Origin of the sequence: Aidingimonas lacisalsi (genome assembly GCF_008079445.1) — a bacterium.
Lineage (GTDB): Bacteria > Pseudomonadota > Gammaproteobacteria > Pseudomonadales > Halomonadaceae > Aidingimonas > Aidingimonas lacisalsi.
On record NZ_VRYH01000001.1, the window covers coordinates 474,365 to 493,745 of the forward strand.

Annotated in this window: 19 protein-coding genes; 12 read left to right on the top strand and 7 right to left on the bottom strand. The window is 53.0% G+C overall.

All coding sequences use genetic code 11. From position 1 onward, the window contains the following. Positions 1-411: 411 nt before the first annotated feature. The 5 genes from FVV99_RS02100 to argC form a co-directional block, all read right to left on the bottom strand. The gene (locus FVV99_RS02100; protein ID WP_148252362.1) at positions 412-1,191 is read right to left on the bottom strand and encodes an amino acid ABC transporter ATP-binding protein; all 780 of its coding nucleotides are present in this window, start codon (positions 1,189-1,191) and stop codon (positions 412-414) included. 12 nt (positions 1,192-1,203) lie between these two features. Continuing rightward, positions 1,204-1,869, bottom strand: coding sequence for an amino acid ABC transporter permease (locus FVV99_RS02105; RefSeq protein WP_148252364.1), 666 nt, complete (start codon positions 1,867-1,869; stop codon positions 1,204-1,206). A gap of 128 nt (positions 1,870-1,997) precedes the next feature. Continuing rightward, positions 1,998-2,765, bottom strand: a complete 768-nt coding sequence (locus FVV99_RS02110; protein ID WP_148252366.1) for a transporter substrate-binding domain-containing protein — start codon at positions 2,763-2,765, stop codon at positions 1,998-2,000. Positions 2,766-2,856: 91 nt separating this feature from the next. Further along, positions 2,857-3,219 carry an iron-sulfur cluster insertion protein ErpA gene (gene erpA / locus FVV99_RS02115; RefSeq protein WP_148252367.1) on the bottom strand — a complete coding sequence of 121 codons (363 nt, stop codon included), beginning with the start codon at positions 3,217-3,219 and terminating at the stop codon, positions 2,857-2,859. A 92-nt stretch (positions 3,220-3,311) separates the two neighbouring features. Beyond that, positions 3,312-4,346, bottom strand: a complete 1,035-nt coding sequence (gene argC / locus FVV99_RS02120) for an N-acetyl-gamma-glutamyl-phosphate reductase (protein ID WP_148252369.1) — start codon at positions 4,344-4,346, stop codon at positions 3,312-3,314. A 167-nt stretch (positions 4,347-4,513) separates the two neighbouring features. On the opposite strand from argC, the gene FVV99_RS02125 reads away from it, so the two are divergent. From FVV99_RS02125 to FVV99_RS02170, 10 genes are all read left to right on the top strand, one after another. Then, positions 4,514-6,265: a chloride channel protein gene (locus tag FVV99_RS02125; RefSeq protein WP_148252370.1), complete on the top strand. Its 1,752-nt coding sequence runs from the start codon at positions 4,514-4,516 to the stop codon at positions 6,263-6,265. Positions 6,266-6,288: 23 nt separating this feature from the next. Then, positions 6,289-6,720, top strand: coding sequence for a protoporphyrinogen oxidase HemJ (hemJ, locus tag FVV99_RS02130; protein WP_148252371.1), 432 nt, complete (start codon positions 6,289-6,291; stop codon positions 6,718-6,720). Next, positions 6,720-7,556, top strand: a complete 837-nt coding sequence (thiD, locus tag FVV99_RS02135) for a bifunctional hydroxymethylpyrimidine kinase/phosphomethylpyrimidine kinase (protein WP_148252372.1) — start codon at positions 6,720-6,722, stop codon at positions 7,554-7,556. Before hemJ ends, thiD begins: the two co-directional genes overlap by 1 nt. A gap of 4 nt (positions 7,557-7,560) precedes the next feature. Further along, on the top strand, positions 7,561-8,229 hold the full coding sequence (thiE, locus tag FVV99_RS02140) for a thiamine phosphate synthase (RefSeq protein WP_148252373.1): 669 nt from the start codon (positions 7,561-7,563) through the stop codon (positions 8,227-8,229). A 119-nt stretch (positions 8,230-8,348) separates the two neighbouring features. Then, positions 8,349-9,638: a glutamate-1-semialdehyde 2,1-aminomutase gene (gene hemL, locus FVV99_RS02145; protein ID WP_148252374.1), complete on the top strand. Its 1,290-nt coding sequence runs from the start codon at positions 8,349-8,351 to the stop codon at positions 9,636-9,638. A 41-nt stretch (positions 9,639-9,679) separates the two neighbouring features. Next, positions 9,680-11,233 carry an AAA family ATPase gene (locus tag FVV99_RS02150; protein ID WP_148252375.1) on the top strand — a complete coding sequence of 518 codons (1,554 nt, stop codon included), beginning with the start codon at positions 9,680-9,682 and terminating at the stop codon, positions 11,231-11,233. A gap of 379 nt (positions 11,234-11,612) precedes the next feature. Beyond that, positions 11,613-12,755 (top strand): hypothetical protein, encoded by a 1,143-nt coding sequence (locus FVV99_RS02155; RefSeq protein WP_148252376.1) that lies wholly within the window; start codon positions 11,613-11,615, stop codon positions 12,753-12,755. Positions 12,756-12,859: 104 nt separating this feature from the next. After that, positions 12,860-13,243 (top strand): hypothetical protein, encoded by a 384-nt coding sequence (locus FVV99_RS02160; RefSeq protein ID WP_148252377.1) that lies wholly within the window; start codon positions 12,860-12,862, stop codon positions 13,241-13,243. 12 nt (positions 13,244-13,255) lie between these two features. Continuing rightward, positions 13,256-13,969, top strand: coding sequence for a C39 family peptidase (locus FVV99_RS02165; RefSeq protein WP_148252378.1), 714 nt, complete (start codon positions 13,256-13,258; stop codon positions 13,967-13,969). 23 nt (positions 13,970-13,992) lie between these two features. Then, on the top strand, positions 13,993-14,676 hold the full coding sequence (locus FVV99_RS02170) for a hypothetical protein (RefSeq protein ID WP_148252379.1): 684 nt from the start codon (positions 13,993-13,995) through the stop codon (positions 14,674-14,676). A gap of 116 nt (positions 14,677-14,792) precedes the next feature. On the opposite strand, the gene FVV99_RS02175 is transcribed toward FVV99_RS02170, so the two are convergent. Together FVV99_RS02175 and FVV99_RS02180 are read right to left on the bottom strand one after the other, a co-directional pair. After that, entirely contained in the window at positions 14,793-15,917 is a 1,125-nt protein-coding gene (locus FVV99_RS02175; protein WP_236645265.1) for a transporter, read from the bottom strand. 36 nt (positions 15,918-15,953) lie between these two features. Further along, the gene (locus FVV99_RS02180; protein ID WP_236645266.1) at positions 15,954-17,381 is read right to left on the bottom strand and encodes a sigma-54 interaction domain-containing protein; all 1,428 of its coding nucleotides are present in this window, start codon (positions 17,379-17,381) and stop codon (positions 15,954-15,956) included. Between the two features lie 790 nt (positions 17,382-18,171). Between FVV99_RS02180 and FVV99_RS02185 the strand changes: the two genes are divergently transcribed. After that, a complete protein-coding gene (locus tag FVV99_RS02185; protein ID WP_148252380.1) occupies positions 18,172-18,675 on the top strand; it encodes a hypothetical protein in 504 nt (167 codons plus the stop codon). Between the two features lie 107 nt (positions 18,676-18,782). Beyond that, positions 18,783-19,358: a hypothetical protein gene (locus tag FVV99_RS02190; protein WP_148252381.1), complete on the top strand. Its 576-nt coding sequence runs from the start codon at positions 18,783-18,785 to the stop codon at positions 19,356-19,358. The last annotated feature ends 23 nt before the right edge of the window (positions 19,359-19,381 follow it).

The following is a 19,381-nucleotide window of genomic DNA, read 5'->3' on the forward strand; positions in this document are numbered from 1 at the left end:
ATTATTGATTGTTAAGTAAAGAAGTTCTGTTGTTGTTGCTACTACTGGTGTGGATGTTTTTTGTGGAAAACTATATATAGTCTCCGAAAAACATATAGATACAGTGTTCACAAGTATGCGGAAAGTACGGGCAGTAGCTGCGTACGGACAGCGAGGAAGCTGTGGACGATAATGGCATTTTTCCACAGGACTCACTTTTCACCACTTGTCCACCGTCGTCTACCGAGCTTGTCACCGTGGCTGTTAACACATCGGTTGTAATTCGATGAACGGCTCAAGAGCAGGGGATGAGAGGGAATTGGAATGGATTGGCGGGATAAGTTATCCACAGAGCGAAAACGGGCCCATCATGAACGACGGGCCCGCGATGGCCTTTCACCAATGAAGGAACTTCAATGCTTCACTGGCCCCTCAATGCTGAAGTACCCTCGACAGGAAGTTCTGAGTACGTTCCTGTTGTGGATTGTCGAACACCTCATGGGGCGGTCCTTGCTCGATGATTTCGCCCTGGTGAATGTAAATGACACGATCGGCTACCTCTCGAGCGAACCCCATCTCGTGAGTCACCACCATCATCGTCATGCCTTCCCGGGCAAGTTCACGCATGACATCCAGGACTTCACCGATCATTTCCGGATCCAGAGCGGATGTGGGCTCATCGAATAGCATCAAGCGGGGTTCCATCGCCAGTGCTCTAGCGATCGCTACACGTTGCTGTTGTCCGCCTGAGAGTTGAGTCGGGTATTTGTCAGCCTGATCGGCAATTCCGACCCGCTCCAGAAGTCGTTCTGCGGCAGTGCCGGAGTCTTGTTGGGATAGCCCCCGTACCTTGATAGGCGCCAGCGTGACATTTTCCCGGACCGTCAGGTGAGGGAAAAGATTGAATTGCTGGAAGACCATACCGACCTCGGTACGGATGGCCTGAAGTGCTTGACCGCTCTTGCCATGTGGTAGGAGCTCCTTCCCGTCAACGCGCAATTGGCCACTTTGATACTCCTCCAGGCCATTGATACAACGTATCAGGGTGGACTTGCCTGAGCCACTGGCGCCAATGATCACGAGGACTTCACCTGCGCTCACTTCGAGATCGATGTCGTTGAGGACATGGAGGTTGCCGAAGTGCTTGTTCAGTCTCTCGAGCTCGACGATGGGCACTGGCGTCGAGGATTCCTGGGAATGTTCGTCACTCATCGCATTTATCCCTTATTGTCCGACCAAGCCCTTGCGCTCGAGCTGGCGCAAGACGATGGAGAGGGTCAAGGTGATGGCCAGGTAGAGTATTGCGACCATGAAATAGACTTCGAGGGCATTGAAGGTCGTTGCAATATACACTTGACCCTGACGTACCAACTCGCCAACACCGATGACCGAGAATAGTGAAGTATCCTTGATGCTGATGATGCCTTGGTTGCCGAGGGCCGGAATCATGCGTCTGAAAGCCTGTGGCCAGATGATGTAGCGAAAGGATTGGGTTCGGGACAAACCTAGCGAGAGGCTGGCCTCGCGTTGTCCTCGTTCGATGGATTGCACACCACCACGGACGATTTCTGAGATATAAGCGCCTGAATTGACGGCTATTGCGGCAATACCGGCGACGATGGCATTAATCGGACCTCCCAATAATTGGGGTAAACCGTAGAAGATGAACAGGACTTGTACTAGAACCGGTGTACCGCGAAATACCTCGATATAGATCGTGGCCAACCAGCGTAGCCATCGAATAGGGCTGATACGTAGCAGTCCGAAAAGAATGCCGATCAGGAAACCGATGGCCAAGCCACCAAAAGAAATCAACAGGGTCCACGGAATCCCTGTCAGAAGATGGGGGATGGAGGCGAACGCCGCCTGCCAATCGAATGTGAATTCCACGTGACTCCTCCCGCCAGTAAATCGCCTGTTACCGAAGAGTCCCGGCTAGGCGAAAAAGGGTATGGTCGATGGGAACGCAACGGGGTCGAGCTTACAGCCCGACCCCGTTGATCAATTGCATGACGACGTCATTCGTCGTTGGGTGCGCTACCAAACCATTCTTCGTAGATCTCGTCGTAGGTGCCATCTTCCTTCATGCTGGCAAGCGCTTCATTGACGGGTTCGACCCATTCGCTGTCCTTGACCAAGGCAATGCCGTACTGTTGGCCTTCATAAAGTGAGCCGACGACCTTGACCTGACCTTCGCCGCGCGTATTGGCGAAATATTCGACGTTGGGAGCGTCATAGAAGACGGCGTCGACACTTCCCCCCATCAATGCCATGTACATGTCAGCACTGCCTGGGTACGGGGTGACATCGGCGCTATCGCCTAGGTTCTCTTCCAGATAGTCATAACTGGTCGAGCCTACCTTGGTGCCGATTTTCATCCCTTCCAGGTCGCTGAATTCTTCGACGCTATCGTTGTCGGCACTGACCAGTATACGCAGGCCGCTGTCGTAGTAAGGGTCGGAAAAATCGACGATTTCGGAGCGTTCGTCGGTGATGGTGATGCCGGCAATGGCAATGTCCACATTGCCGGTCTGGACGGCAGGAATAATGCCGTTGAAATCCATGGTTTCAAGATCGATCTCAAAGCCGGCTCGTTCTGCGACCTCACGGATGATATCCATATCGAACCCGACCATTTCGCCGGATTCTTCATCCATCATCTCGAAGGGGACGAAGCTCGGATCCGTCACGACCTCGAGCGTTTCCTGCGCCATGACCGTGGAAGACGTTGCAAGGCCCAGCATGAGGCCGGAGAGAGCGGTAATCTTGTAGGCTTGACGTTTCATGGAGTTCCCCATTAGCTATGATTGTTGGCGGAATACGCCATTTACCATGGCGAGTTCCGGGGGAAGCGTCAAGTTGGGGGAAAAACGGTTTTTACACCATGAAGGAAGCACCGCAACCACAGGTAGTGGAGGCATTGGGGTTCTGTACCAGAAATCTGGCACCGGCCAATCCCTCCTCGTACTCCACCGTGGAACCGACGAGATACTGGTAGGATAGGGGGTCAACGACCAGGGCGACATCCTCGTATTCGATCAAGGTGTCCTCGTCGCTCACTTCATCGGCAAAATCGAAACCATACTGAAAGCCGGAGCACCCCCCACCAGTGACATAGACGCGTAGCTTCAAGGTATCGTTACCCTCTTCAGCAATCAACGTCCGCAAACGGTGCTGCGCTCCATCGGATAGCAATAGCGGCTTGAAAGCGCCGGGATCGAAGGATTCTGTGTCGCTCATCGATGCGCTCTCCTGGATGTGTTGAATGGCCGTCGATCCTTCATTATCGGCAATCCTTAGCAAAAGGGTCAACTTTGATGACGAATCGGATATCAAGGCATCAACGCTGGGGCTTCGAGACCCGCCATTTCATTGAAGCCGAACATCAGGTTGAGATTCTGAATGGCTTGGCCGGAGGCTCCCTTGACGAGATTGTCGATGACGGCAAGTACGACGACGGTATCTCCTCCGCTGGGGCGGTGTACGGCAATACGACAGATATCGGTGCCCTTCACGCTGCGCGTTTCTGGATGACTGCCGGCAGGCATGACGTCGACCGCCGGTTCGTTTATGAAACGTTGTTCGAACAAGCGTTGAAGGTCGCCGGGTTCACCGATCAGACGACCATAGAGTGTGGCATGGATACCGCGGATCATCGGTGTCAGATGAGGAACGAACGTCAATCCCACCGGCTTGCCTGCAGCACGAGTCAGTCCCTGACGAATCTCCGGTAAATGGCGGTGGCCACTGGCGCCGTAGGCTTTCATCGATTCGCTGGCTTCCGCGAGCAATGACCCGATCTTTGCTCCCCGTCCAGCACCGGTAACGCCGGATTTGCAGTCGGCGATAACATGGTCGGTATCGATCAATTCCGCTTCCAGCAAAGGCAGGGCAGCCAGTTGAGCGGCGGTCGGATAACAGCCGGGAACAGCGACCAGACGTGCCTGGCGAATGGCATCGCGGTTGATCTCGGGGAGGCCGTAGACGGCATCCGCCAGCAAGTTCGGGGCGCCATGCGATTGCCCGTACCAATGCTCCCACTCCTCGACGTCGGTGAGTCGGAAATCGGCTGATAAATCGATCACCCGAGTCCCTTTGGCAAGCAAGTCGCCGGCCAACGCATGGGCCACACCATGTGGGGTGGCGAAAAAGACCGCGTCACAGGCACCCAAGCGTTCGGGATCGGGCTCGGTGAAGGTCAACTCGTCGTAGTGGCCGCGCAGGTTGGGATAGAGTTCAGCAACCGCCAACCCGGCCTCGGAACGCGATGTGATGGCATCCACCTCAACGTCGGGATGCTGCGATAGCAGCCGTAGCAGTTCCACGCCGGTATAACCGGTACCACCTACAATACCTACCTTGATCACGAAAGCCTCCTTCCTGATGGACGGCACAAGCGTACCGCTTCCATTTATGATACACCTGTAAACGTACTCATGTGATCCATCATGCAAATCGAATTCCATGCTGTCTGTCGTCGTATCGACTCATGAATCTTGGCATGTATCAGTGACTTCCCATGATAGGGGGGTATGTGCCGCGATTGCCTAAACCTGATTTCAGCCTCAGACGGTTTCGCCGTCAGTTGGCCAGTGTCGACGCTTTGCCGCAACTTTGCTTACTTGGCCTGGCGGCGGGTATCGTCACCGGCGGGTTGATGGTGGCTTTTCGCCTGACCCTGGATCTTGGCGGGATACTGTTCATGCCCGGAGGCGATTCCGAGGATTTCGAGTTGTTGTCTCCGGAGATTCGTGCCTTGCTGCCGCTGTTGGCGGTTGCCGTGATCGGTATAGGTCTATGGCGTCAACCGGCGGCGGCTCGCAAGATGGGCGTGGCTCACGTCATCGAGCGGTTGACATATCATCAGGGACGCTTTCCGTTTCGCAACTGGCTCAATCAGTTCTGGGTTGGGGTTGTCACGGTACTCGGCGGACTATCGGCGGGACGCGAGGGACCAGCGATCCACCTTGGAGCCGCTGCCGCTAGCGGTATCGGTGAAAAGTTCCGGTTACCACACAACAGCTTGCGGGTATTGGTGGCTTGTGGAACCGCTGCCGGGATTTCGGCATCGTTCAATACGCCGATTGCCGGTGTCATTTTCGCCATGGAAGTGGTCATGATGGAGTACACGATCGCCGGCTTCATGCCGGTAATCCTGGCATCGACCATGGGGGCCGTGATCGCCCAGTTGGTTTACGGAAGCGAACCAGCGTTCCAGGTACCCAGCGTTAGTTTGGGCTCCCTGTCCAATCTTCCATGGATAGTGGTCTCGGCGTTGTTCATTGGATTGCTGGCCGGTGGTTTCGTCCATCTCGCTCAGGGTAATCAACGGCTGGCTGGCTGGCCGGTCTGGTTCAAGCTGAGCTTGGTCGGTTTGGCGACTGCAACCATCGCCTGGTGGTATCCCGAGGTGCAGGGCATCGGCTATGACAGTCTGGCTTTATCCTTGAATGGCGAACTTGCATTGGATGTGCTGATCGCATTGATGATCGCCAAGTTGATATTGTCGGCACTAACCATCGCCTGCGGTATTCCGATCGGTATCATCGGACCGGTATTGGTCTCGGGGGCAGCCGCGGGAGCATTATGCGGTCTTTTTGGAGGCTGGATATGGCCAGCCATGGCTGCCGATCCTTCCTTGTATGCGATGCTTGGCATGGCTGCCATGCTAGGTGCCGTTTTGCAGGCTCCGCTGGCCGCGTTGATGGCCTTGCTGGAGCTGACCCACAATCCCAATATCATTCTGCCGGGGATGCTGGCGGTCGTGATTTCCGGACTGACGGCACGACAACTGCACTGCCAAGGTTTCTATATCAGCATGATTCAACAAGGGGTTCATCCCCTCCAGCAACCGCTCATGCAGGCATTGTCCAGGGTTTCGGTACCGGCGGTCATGGAACGACGTCTGATATGTACCCAGCGAATGGTGGCACTCGACGAGGCCAAGGCTTTACTGGAAGGCAAGCCATCCTGGATCGTGATACTGCGATCCAACGACGATAAGCCTACCTTGGCACTTAAAGCCGCCGATCTAGCCAGAGCCTTGCTCGATCATACGTTGGAACCTCATGCTTACGGCCGATTGGACTTGCTGGAAGTTCCGGGTGTACGACTGGACATGGCGCCGATTCATGCTGAAGCCACCTTGACCGAAGCCTTGGCCCGGCTCGACAAGGATGCCGTAAATGCTCTGTATGTCGCCGATTGGCAGGCCCCGAAAGCCCAACGTATTTCCGGTATCATTACACGTGATGCCATCGAACACTATTATCGCGATACCCTCTGATGTCGCGTCTGTAAGGAGCTTGCATGTACCTGTGGATCAAAGCGTTGCATCTGGTCGCCGTCGTTACGTGGTTCGCTGCCATGTTCTACCTACCCCGCTTGTTCGTTTATCACGCCATGGCTCGTGACAATGACGACATCAAAGCGATCGATTATTTCCGCATCATGGAGCGCAAGCTGTATCGCGGTATCATGGTACCGTCGATGCTGGCCGTGATCGGCCTTGGAATTGCGTTGTTATACCTAGTTCCCGGTTTCATGAGTCAAGGCTGGCTCCATGCCAAGCTGGCACTCGTGGTACTGCTGGTCGGCTATCATCATATGTGTCTGGCGTACATGAAAAAATTGGCGTCAGGTACCTGTACCAAAAGCCATGTCTATTTTCGCTGGTTCAATGAAGCACCGGTGATCGTCCTGCTGGCGATCGTCATTCTTGCTGTGGTCAAGCCATTCTGATGAGCCAGATATCGCTATCTTCTCAACAGTTACCGGTCGTTCTGGTCTTGGCCGGCCATGATCCGAGTGGTGGTGCGGGCTTGACTGCCGATAGTGAAGCCATTGCCGCTTGTGGTGGATGGGCACTGACCATTCCCACGGCGTTGACCGTTCAGAACGGTGACGATGTGCAGCGTGTCCTCCCTTGTCGAGGTGATGACATGCGCGCCATGGCATCGGTGCTCGATGATTTTTCGGTAGCGGCTATCAAAGTGGGGTTGATTGCTAGCCTCGATGCATTGGATGCGGTTGTGGATATCATCCAACGTTATCCCGGTGTCCCTCTGGTCCTGGATCCGGTCTTGAAAAGTGGAGGCGGCACAGAGTTATACACAACCGAATTGATCGATGCTTGTCGTGATCGGTTGCTCCCCCTTGTGGATATCCTGACGCCCAACCGTTATGAATTAGCATGTCTGGCCGGCGACAGTTGGGATAACGACACGGATCGTGCTGTAGCGCTACTGTCGTTGGGGTGCCAGGCTGTCTTGGTTACCGCGACCGATGAGCCATTACCCAACACCTCGTCCGAATGCGTGATGCACACCTTGCATACACCGGACAACGGCAGGCAATGGCACTGGCCAAGACTTCCCGATCATTTTCATGGTTCCGGGTGTACCCTGGCCGCGTCTTTGGCCGTACGGTTGGCATCCGGCGAGAGCTTGATTCAAGCCTGTGAGCAGGCCCAGTCCTATACTTGGCAATCCTTGCGCCATGGTTGGCGTCCGGGCGATGGCCAGTGTTTTCCCCGTCGTCTGTGGCGCCACTCCACCCATCCGTTTTCAATGGAGTGAACGCATGGAGCTCCACTGGAAGCAAGGTATCTACGCCATTACCGATAGTCACCTGTTGCCCGACGACCACACGCTATTTTCAGCCTGCGAAGCGGCACTGGAGGGCGGACTGGCGTTGCTGCAATACCGTGACAAGTCATCTGATCCGGATAAACGCTGGCGTCAGTCACAGGGTCTGGCCGCTCTATGTCGTGGGCATGGTGTACCGTTGATCATCAATGATGACCTTGAGCTGGCATGGCGATTGCGTTGCGCAGGGTATCGACACGTCGGTTTGCACCTGGGGCAGGAGGATGGCGCGATAGGTGAGGCACGTGCAAGGCTTGGACCCGATGCCATTATTGGTTCCACCTGCCATGACAGTCTGGATCTGGCGAAACAAGCCTCCCGGGAAGGTGCCAGTTATCTCGCATTCGGTCGCTTCTTCGCTTCATCCACCAAACCGGAAGCGCCGTCTGCGAGACTCGAGTGTCTTGAGAAAGCGGCGGTCTTTGGTTTACCGCGAGTCGCGATTGGGGGGATCGGGGCAGAAAATATGATGATGGCCAGGAGAGCCGGGGCCGACCTGCTTGCCATGGTCGGTAGTGTGTTCCGCCATGAAGATCCACGAACGCGTGTCGCATGGCTGAATCAACGGCTGGACAACCCGCGATTTGCACCTGACCATGAATAGAGCATGCGCATCGTGACCGATGGCGTTACCGTTTCATTACCTATCCACAAGGTGGCTAGCTGTTATCCAAAGGGTTATCCACAGCTTGTCATCAAGATTCTTGATGCATGAGGGCCTTCATGACCACATCCGCTGAGCTGTTCGAACAGGCATGTCGTTACATTCCAGGGGGAGTCAATTCTCCGGTACGTGCCTTCAAGGGCATGGATCGGGCGCCCCGGTTCATCGAGCGTTCTCAAGGAGCCTATCTATTCGATGTGGAAAGCAACCATTATGTCGATTATGTCGGCTCCTGGGGACCGATGATCACCGGCCATGCCGACCCGGAGGTACTCGCTGCCGTCCGTGACAGGCTTGACGACGGTCTCTCCTTCGGGACGCCGACGGCCATCGAAACCACCATGGCTGAGTCGATCTGTGAATTGATCCCGACCATCGAGATGGTTCGCATGGTCAACTCCGGTACCGAGGCCACCATGTCCGCCGTGCGTTTGGCCCGTGGCTATACCGGTCGCGATAAAATCGTCAAGTTCGAGGGCAATTACCATGGTCATACCGACTCGCTGCTGGTCAAGGCCGGTTCCGGAGCACTGACCCACGGTGAACCCAGCTCTCCCGGTATTCCAGCGTCGTTGGCTGAGCATACCGTGACCCTGTCGTATAATGACATCGAAGCCGTGGAAGCCTGTTTCGAGGAGATTGGCGATCAGGTGGCCTGCATCATCGTCGAGCCGGTAGCCGGCAACATGAATTGCATTCCTCCTTCGCCGGATTTCTTGCAGGGGCTGCGACGTGTCTGCAACGAACATGGCAGTTTGCTGGTTTTCGATGAGGTGATGACTGGATTCCGTGTCGCCTTGGGGGGAGCGCAAGCTCATTATGGCGTGATGCCGGATCTGACGTGTCTGGGCAAGATCGTCGGTGGCGGCATGCCGGTGGGGGCATTCGGCGGCAGTCGCGAAATCATGTCCTGGATATCTCCGTTGGGTCCGGTTTACCAGGCTGGAACACTGGCTGGTAACCCGCTGGCCATGGCTGCAGGCATAACGCTTTTGAACAAGATTCGTGAGCCCGGTTTTCATGATGCGCTGGCCCAGCGTGTCGATACCCTGTGTTCCGGACTCGAAGCTCGTGCCCAGGCGGCAGGAGTGGATATGATAACGCAGCATGTTGGCGGCATGTTCGGAGTCTTCTTTACTCACCAGACGAGCGTCGACAATTTCGCGCAGGTAGCGGCTTGCGATGCTGAGATGTTTCGTCGCTTCTTTTCGCGAATGCTCGATCAGGGCGTTTATCTGGCACCGTCCCCCTTCGAGGCCGGTTTCATGTCAAGTGCGCATACGCCGGAAGACATCCAGAAGACATTGGATGGGGCTGAGAAGGTATTCGATAGTCTGGGTCGAACTTGACAGAATAGCGGGTGATCAACCGGGTGGTCAGGAGGGAAACGGTGAGCGATGCGTTGATTCAGGCGCTGAGTCATCCAGCGTGTTACGAGCCCTCGGTGCAAGAAGTCGAATGTCTCGAGACGCCGATGGCGTGGGTATTGTTGACAGGGGATTATGCCTACAAGGTCAGCAAACCTCTGACCCTGGGTAACGTCATTGATCGCTCGACCCTGGAACAGCGTCGATCTCTTTGTGAACGAGAGGTACGACTCAGTCGACGCGTTGCACCCCATCATCGTTTAAGCGTAGTGCCTATCTCCGGCACCCCTGAGTCGCCTCGCTTGGGCGATGACTCCGCCCCCATCGAGTATGCGGTAAAAATGTACCAGTTGAGTCCTCGCCGCTTATTCAGTGCATGGCAGGCCGGCGGGCAATTCTCTCGCGAACTGGTCGATGAGCTGATCGTTCAACTGGTTGATTTCCATGAATGTGCGGAAACGGCATTGCCTGGGTCCATGGAGACTCGTGTTGAGTCCGTTCGGGATAATATCGAGCTGGAGTTCGAGCGGATCCTGCCCCAGCTTCAAGATGCTTCTGAATTGCACCGCCTGGCCTTGTTGCGAACCTGGGCTGCGGAGGCGTTTGCTCGTTTACGAGCTGTGTTATCAATACGCTATGAGCAGGGAAGCGTACGTAAGATACCCCAGGATTTTCGCTGTCGCCATGTCGATCATGATGGCGTTGCCTGGTCCTTTGATCGGGTCGCTGCGTTGGATCGGGAGCCTTGGATCGATGTGGGTGGCGATCTGGCAGGTCTGCTGGTTGAACTGGAAGCTCGAGGCGAACGCCCGTTGGCACGACATGCTTTGAATCGTTACCTGGAACTCTCGGGAGATTATGATCTAGCCAGAGTATTAGACTACTTCAAGGTCTATCGTGCCCTGGAGCGTGCCAGAGGTATCCTCCAGGAGGCTGGGACGCAGGGAATCGGGCCCTTGCAATACGAACGTTGTCGTGACTATCTGGCACTAGCGGAAAGTGACAGTGAATTCCGTTTCCCCTATCTGTTGATCGGCGCCGGGGTATCGGGAAGTGGGAAGAGCCGCTTCACTGGTGAGACAATTCGACGTCTAGGCGGTATTCGACTGCGTTCCGATGTCGAGCGAATGCGCTTGTTCGGCTGTGAGTCTGACGAAGCGAAAGAGACGATTGATGCCAATCTCTATGGACCCAGAAATACGCAACGTACCTATCGACGTCTCGCTGAATTGACGGGCATTCTTCTGGAATCGGGATTACCCGTTTGTATCGATGCGACTTGTCTGAAACGCCAGCAACGTGATCTGCTTGCCTGGCAGGCAGAAGGGCGAGGCTTGCCGGTGATCATTGTCAGCTTCGAAGCGGATGAGGCCACGCTTCGTTCCCGTATTCAAAAACGCTCGCGAGGTATTGATGATTCCTCGATGAGCGGGCTGGCGATTCTGGAGCATCAGCTTGCCGAACGTGAGCCTTTTGGTGACGACGAGCGACGTAGACTGATTCATCTTGATACGACAGCCGACAATGCTACCGATAATTTAGTGAGCTTGATTCAGACGCATATGCGACTGGACTGAGATACGCACCGTTCAACTCATGATGTAACAAATAAATTACGTTGTGTTTTCGGGTAACTGATTGTTCGCTAACGAGAAGACAAAATAGCAATAGTATTTCGCGAAAATTGTGTATCGTTGCTGAAACATGATTATGGTTTTTGTCCAGACCGTGCTCTTATCCTTCCTTTTTGTTTGTTCCCAATATATTGATTATTAATGGTTTTTATCCCTTGAAGCCATTTTGGCATATATCATGCCCCATCTTGTTACCATGAAAAGACACTGTATATCAGTGGATGTTTGTCACTGATATCGGTGATGACTTCTCTGATGATGCCAGAAAGTACGATTTTCATGGGCGAAATGAATAAATCATGCATGATAAGGGAGATTCACCATGAAGAAGTATGTACTAGCGGGAACAACGATGTTGGCCTTGGTCATGGCGATTTCCACTGCCAGTGCCAACCCCTTCAACAAGCAGATCGGCACGGATGATAGTGGCGATCAATCAAATAATCTGACATCGACAGCGGCAGCAACAGGCGGAGACAGTGGTTTTTCGCTGGGTGGTAGCGGTGGTGATGGCTCCAGTGACGCTTCCGTCAAAGCCAAGAATTATCTGGATGAGGTCGACGACGACGATAACGCTGGAACACAGACCGCGGCGGGTACAGCCACCAGTGGAACAGGGACTGGCGGTGCGGGTGGTGCCGGCGGTGCTACTGGACGCGGTGGCGATGCCTGGGCCATGAGTGAATCCTACAACACCATCACCGAAGTCATTGCCTATCAGGACCTGGAATCCCAAGTCACCGGCTCCAGGGTATATATCACGGCAGGTGATGGAGCCATGGGGGGGGCCGGCGATGATGGTGGCGATGCGTTTGCTGCCTCTGTCGGAGTCGGTGTTGGTGGTGAAGGCGGTAAAGGTGAAGGGGGTGATGGCGGTAAGTCCTACGCCAAGGCAGGCGATGGTGACGATGGCGGTGATGGTACTGGTCTCGGTCTCGGACTAGGCGCTGGTCAGGGTGGTGACGCTGACGCCGAGAATGATGACACCTATGCCAACAACGCAACCTTGGCTGGTCTAGCGGCTGTCGTCGAGGATGATGACAATAATGCGACTGGCGGGGCGGCCACTGGCGGTGATGCCACGGCTTCATCAGCAGCAGCAGGCGGTACCGGTGGTGCCGGTAGTGGTACTGGCAGCGGTTCCGGTACGGGGACTGCCGGTGATGGCGGTAATGGCGGTAACGCAACAGCAGGAACTGGAGGTAGCGCTAACGGTAATGGCGGCGGCGGCGGTGGTGGCACCGGCACCAGTGGCGATGCCATGGCGGCTGCCGGCAATGGTGGCAACGGTGGTAACGGCGGCAATGGCGGCAATGCAACGTTGGCAACCGGAACTGCCAGTATGTCAGCAGGCTCCGGAACCTTCGGGGGTATCGCCAACATGAACTTGTCCACCGGTATCTATAACTCTCAGTTGGCTGCCAGCAACGTTGCGGCACATAGCAACGTCAACATTGGCAATTGATGAGTGTTTGATACGGCTATAAAGCGGTAATCATGGGTTGGCGGCATTGTCCGCCAACCCTTATTCGATCGATCTTTAGTGCGTCGGCACAGGAGCAGTTCATCATGAAAAGATTCGACCGTTTGTCGCTGCAGCTGATTGGGATCGTCACGCTGGTGGGTCTTGCCGTTTCGCCTATTCTTGCAGAAGAACTCCCATCTTCAACTGCCCGAGGATTCGATACTGTCGAAAAAATTGATGGCGACATTCTTGAAACCCTGAGAGGGAAAGAAGGGTTCGTTAATCTGACAAATGTTCAAAGCATTCAAAATCTTGATGCTAGCGTGAGTCATAGCAGCTTTTATGCCGATACTATACGCAGTGGTGCAATCACCATCGAGGCTCAGGCACTAGAAAATTTTGGTGGGATCGGGTTATTCAACCTGGTTACCGGCAATAATAATGCTGTCAATAGTGGTGTTGGAGTAAGTATCTACATGGCTGAGTGATGAGTAATTGATATGAAGAAACTGATTACCGGAATTATGGCGGCGACGGTGCTGACTGCATCATTTCAAATGATGAACGTTTCTTCAGCCTATGCTGGTTCTGTCAACATTGCCGGTTCCTTCGGCTCGTTTCAGGTTCCCAGCAAAAGTCTGGTTGAATTGCGTTGGGATCGTGTTGTGCCTCAGCAGTATGACTATAGTTGCGGATCCGCTGCCGTCGCGACGCTACTTACCTATCATTACGATCGCGAAACTTCCGAAGCGGAAGTCTTCGATCTCATGTTCGCTAGTGGCGATAAGGAGAAAATACAACAGCATGGATTTTCAATGCTTGATATGAAGCGCTACCTGGATGCTCAGAATCTTGATTCGGACGGTTTCCGCATCGAGCTGGACGATTTTATACGCATCGGGGTCCCTGCCATCACGTTAATCAATACCGGCGGTTACAAACATTTCGTGGTGATCAAAGGCATGGATGAAGATCGTGTTCTGGTTGGCGATCCGGCAGTAGGTACTGTCGTTGTGCCTAAGGAGCACTTCAGAAAGCTGTGGGACGGTACGGTGCTTGGAGCCAGGCGCGAAATGGAACTTGCTCAGCTTCACTTCAATCACGAAGATGATTGGCGTATCCGCCCCGATTCGCCGTTAAAGCAGGGTATGAGGCGTTCCGGTGTGGGTAGCGCCTTACTCGGTCTACCCGGTGATAACGAGATGGGCAAATAATAGCCTCATTGGGGACGATGACCATGAACGTTTCGACTGGTGAATGGCAAGCCGGAGTTAGAAGGGACTCGCGAATAGTAAAGCGAAGAACGATCTGGCCGCTGGCATGGCTGTGTTTTTTCATATCTTCGACAACACCGGCGGGCTTTGTCGCTGAGATGGCAATTGACCCATTCGTGCCTGAAGTTGACGCACCCATGGCTGAGCCTCTGGCATTTTCTCAGCAGCCGGTTATCGATGCGTCCGAATTGGAGGGTATGCGTGGTGGTTTCAATATCGCGGGATTGGATGTCGATTTCGGAGCCAGATTAAGAACACAAATCGATAATATTCGCTATGAAACCGTGCTTAGCATCACTCAAGCAGGCACTAGTGTGGTATCGGAAACCTTGAATGATATGGGATTTCAAGCGAATCAGCAATTGATCCGGGTTGGTCAAGGTAGCGGGAGCTCATTGGAAAATGTATTGCCAGCCAACGTGGCATTACCGGGATTGAATGAATTCAGTGGCGTCACTCTCAATGATCCCAAGGGTTTTTCGGCAGCACTGCATAACGTCACTCGTGATGCTATCATGAGCTCAGTCGTGAGCAACGCATCTGACCGGGATATCCGGCAGTACATGAACCTTGATGTGAAGCTCAATAATGTCAATTCGCTGCGCGATGCCCAGCAGCGTTCAGTCATCATGAACTCATTGTTCTAGATGGCATGCTCTGATCTCACCTCCTTCAGGGCAAGCGAGATATCGCTTGCCCTTTGTCTATGAGTTGCTGGCAATACCGGTCTTGGACTGTCTATTCCAGTTCGGCGTGCCTCCCATTAAAAGACGTTCATGCCAAACGGAATCCGTAGTGTCAACATGGTGTCGGGTGCATCATCAGTGACTCCAAGCTCCAGTCCCAGATTGACCGATGTATCCTGTGAAAGCTGATAGGACCAGCCCAGAAGCAGTGAACCGACATTCAGGGTGCTGGATTGAGTACTAACACTATTGCCATCATCGTCAGTGAAACGGGTCTTGGTTTTATTGATGAAATCGTTCTTGTACCCAAGTGTGAACGACGAACGTTCGTTGATGGAATAAGCCATGCCAAAACTCACACGAACGGCGTCTCCCGGGTCAACTTCACCGACGAAGAGATCACCTACCGGTTCATCGATATCGTCCTTCATATTGTAAAGATAGCCAAAATTGGCAAAGTAGACGGCCGGGTCCGAGGGAAACAGAAGCGTCAGGCTAGGTTCGATCGAGTGAAAACCAGAGCCCGTCGCCAATTCGCGTTCGATGCCGTCCGCATCGCGGCGGATATCGAAAGGTCCCTCGCCGGTCGTCGATTTATATCTGAGATTGCCAATGAAATATGGCCAGCCATCCTGGCCTCGATTCATTTGATAGTGGGCGGCGATCTCGATATCTCCTAGCCCGTTTCCCGTCAGGCTTCTATCTGTACTGAATCCTTGTGCATCGGGAACCGTGGCATAGAGTGTGTCGTCGCGGTAGACATAAGGTACTTTCAGCTCCAGTTCCAGCCGGTCGGTGACTCCCAAGCGACCAGTTACCGAGGCCGTCATGGTATCTCGGTCGGCGTCTTCGGCTTCGAATACGCCGATCAAAAAGGTACTCAATATTTCGATACCGCGAAATGTGAGCCTATTGACGCTGGCATGGGAGTATTGTATTTCCGGTTCGATGACAAGACGCCCTTTGGGAGTAAGAACACCACCGATATCGGGAATGGCCTGAATTTCGGGTTGTTCTTGCTGAATTTCGGGTGCTTGTCCTACGGGTTGCTGCTCTGCAGAATTCCGGTTATTGGCATCCTGAGCCAGCACTTGACTGGCCAGAAGAAGAAGGCTCAGCCCGGTCATGCTTGTGAGGATTTTTGAGTTCATGTCGTTGTCTCCCCTGAGACCCCTTGTTGAATGTTGAATGATGCATGACATTATTACGTTGTCGGCCTGGCGATGGTCCTCCTATGCTCAATGCTTTCGGGAGCTCGAGTCCTTCAGCGGGGATAAAGGAAATACCGTCACACCGTTGAGAGTTTTTCGGTGCCACTCGATACGATGCTTCTCCAATAATCGGTAAAGAGTGATTCTGGAAATCCCTAGTTCGCGAGCCGTAGGTACGATCTTGTAGTTATGCCGTTGCAATGCTGCCTCTACAACGGCAATTTCAGCATTATCGCGAGCGGCTTCCAGAGTGGCGGCAATGGGTTTTCCCTCAATCAATCGGCCTTCAAGGCCTAGATCCTCTGGCTCGATCAGGTGGTGTTCACACATCACCATTGCGCGCCGGATACGATTGATGAGTTCACGGACATTACCCGGCCAATCGTGCTGGGCAATCGCCTCGAGGGCGTTCTCGCTGAACCCGTGAACGCCAGCAGCTTTCTCTGGGCTAAACTCGCGAAAGAATCCTTGAGCCATGGTTTCCAGGTCTTCCCGCCGTTCGCGCAGTGGTGGAATATCCAACTGGATGACGTTGAGGCGATGATAGAGATCTTCTCGAAACCGGTGAGCCTTGATCGCGGTGAGCAGGTCAACATGAGTGGCGGAAATGATGCGTGTATCGACCATGACTTCCTGGACGCTACCAAGGCGCCGTATCCGATGGTCTTCCAGAAAGCGAAGCAGGTTGACTTGCAAGTCGCGTGGGAGATCACCGATCTCATCCAGAAACAGCGTGCCACCATCGGCACTTTCAAGTCGTCCGATACGGCGACAGTGCGCATCAGTGAATGCGCCTTTCTCATGTCCAAAAAGCTCAGCTTGAATGAGCTGGGCCGGTAAAGCGCCACAATTGATGGTGATGAAAGGTTTGTCGGCTCTGGCTGACATGGCGTGGATGGTACGAGCGACCAGTTCTTTGCCCGTACCGGATTCACCGATGATCATCACTGGTGCATGAATGATTGCCACTTTATGGATACTTTGCAGAACTCGTCTCATGCTGGGAGCAGAGCCGTAAAAGGGGGGGGCGGCATGCTGAAGGTAGTGAAGTACTCGCGTAGATGATGCTGATCTGGCAGTACGTTTCATCGATGCTGCATGGTTAAGAAGAACACAAAGGGCCTTTCCATTGCCAGGAAGTATATGGTAAGCATAAAAAAGTGTTTTTATTATCAATCTATTATTTTCATTTCTTAGATAATCATTGTCTATTAAGGCAATCCATTCTATGCAGCTAGCATCTATCAATTCCTCAATGTCTCTGTATCCTGATTCACACAAAGATCCCATATCGATGATACCAATATCGAAATGATTGGCTATCAATCGGTCCGATGGCATAGTGATACGAGGATAGTGACTGACCTCAAAGAGCTTCAGTGCCGTATCGACAAGGATGAGACGGTTGGCCTCAATACGATTCCCAACATAAAGTAATCTCTTCAATGCATGCATGAGCCCCCCTTATGGCATTGAAAAGCTTAACCTTCACAATGAGTGTGATCAGGTCTAGGCATTGTCTGAAAAGTGCCTTCGCTTACCCATACGGCGTTAAAAATCGGCTCAAGATGCCAATTTACAACGTGTAAACTCCGCGCTTTCGCCGATTTTTTGCCTTGTCTGTCCTTCGCTCGCCGACTTTTCAGACAGCGCCTAGTTCTGTGTTTTATGTCGTTTTCCAATTTATGGAAAGCGGTTGGTAATATCGGATTTCATTGATGCGATAGTAATACTGGTTACCCAGTCATCTTTTGTAAAGTTTTGTTTTATGGGATTTTAGTATGGTTTATGGACCAACAATTTCATTGAATTAAAATGGTAGGGTGTTTTCATTGAAAAAATGACCAAAATTGATGATTTATTATTATTCTGAGCCACTAATTTTCATCAGGAATATGTATATCTTAATAAAGGAATATACGAAAATACAGAAGGGAAATTGGATATACACAAGAGAGAATTTTGATAACCTGTTGAATATCAAATAGTTACATTACTTTTCGTGCGATCCCGATCGTTTTTGTATCAAAAATGTTTCACTCTCTTTCCATAAGGCTGCAGACCCTGTCATAGAAGGTTTCTTTTCCTATTGTTTAATTTACATTCGGCAACAATATGAGCGGATGTCTCATCAGCTATACACTCTCCTTCTCGTTGATTCTATTTAAAATGCATTAAAATCAATAAGATAAAAGTTGGCATGGCAATTGCTCAGTGTTATGTGACGACACTGAGGATAGAGATCATGAACGGCTTTACACACTCCACATCGGTTTTACCGCTCAGGCCAATCGCAACGCGCTGCCAGTATATCGCGACTGCATTGATCCTGGCGTGGGGACCGGCTGTCAGCTGGGCAGGGGAGTTGCAGGGAGATAACGACACCATAGCCGTTGCCTACACCACGGTCTCGCATCAGTCATCGTCATATAGCAATAACAACCACCATGGTTTGGCCGATCATGTCGCTTTCGAAAGTGGCAATGACTTCGGGGGTAACGGCGGAGAAAGCTTGCCCGGCACATTCAGGTCACTGGAGATGAACACAACCATTGATAGTGACACCTTGAGCCAGGTGCGCGGCCGTTACACCCCGTCTTCCGAGCTCGAAAAAGGCACGGCTGACGGCGTCATTCTTTGGGATGAAGGCCATGTCGGCAAAGGTGGTGGTTCGAGCAAGGGATCCAATCACTCCATGGGTCAGGGAAATATCCAGAACAACTCCATTACGACCCAGAGTAAAAGGTGAGCGTCATGGCTGGAAACACAATCTTTGGAAACGAAATATCAAACAAAACTGGCCGTTTGCGGAGAGTGTTACTGGCAATGTCACCGCTGGTTTTCATGACGTTCGTAATGAATAACGCATCAGGAGATGACGGGGTCTTCAGGCATCTACCGCAGGCGAATAGCAGTGTCATCAGTGGTGAAGCGTTGAGTGGAGTACGGGGTGTAGTTACCACCAATAGTGCAGCGGGAACCAACAATCTTCAGAGTAATTCGGGAGCGATTTCCATCGGTGATACCGCTTCCGTGAGTAACCATATCATTCAGCAATCCACACTGGACAAAGGCTCCGTTCCTGGCCGAGACAACGTCTCGATCGAGGGTCGAGCATTCAGCCATGCCAAAGGCTGGATTTCGACCAATCAGGCGGCGGGGCAAGCGAATGTGCAGGGCAATGCAGTCAGCATGGCTCTGGGCATCAGGGGCAGTGCACTGAGCGAGAGCAGTATGGGTCAGGTGCTGTCCGATCAGCAGGGACTGACGGCCGATCTGGTTAGTTCCGATTCCTCGAAGCGTAAGGTCACGATCGACAAGACAGCCTTCTCGGGGGCGGCAGGAATTATCCAGACGAACCAGTCAGCCGGAAACGGCAATACCACCAGTAACAGCTTCAGTCTCCGTGTGGGGCCTGGGGGCGGTGAGTAGTCTGCCGGAATAAACAACGTTGA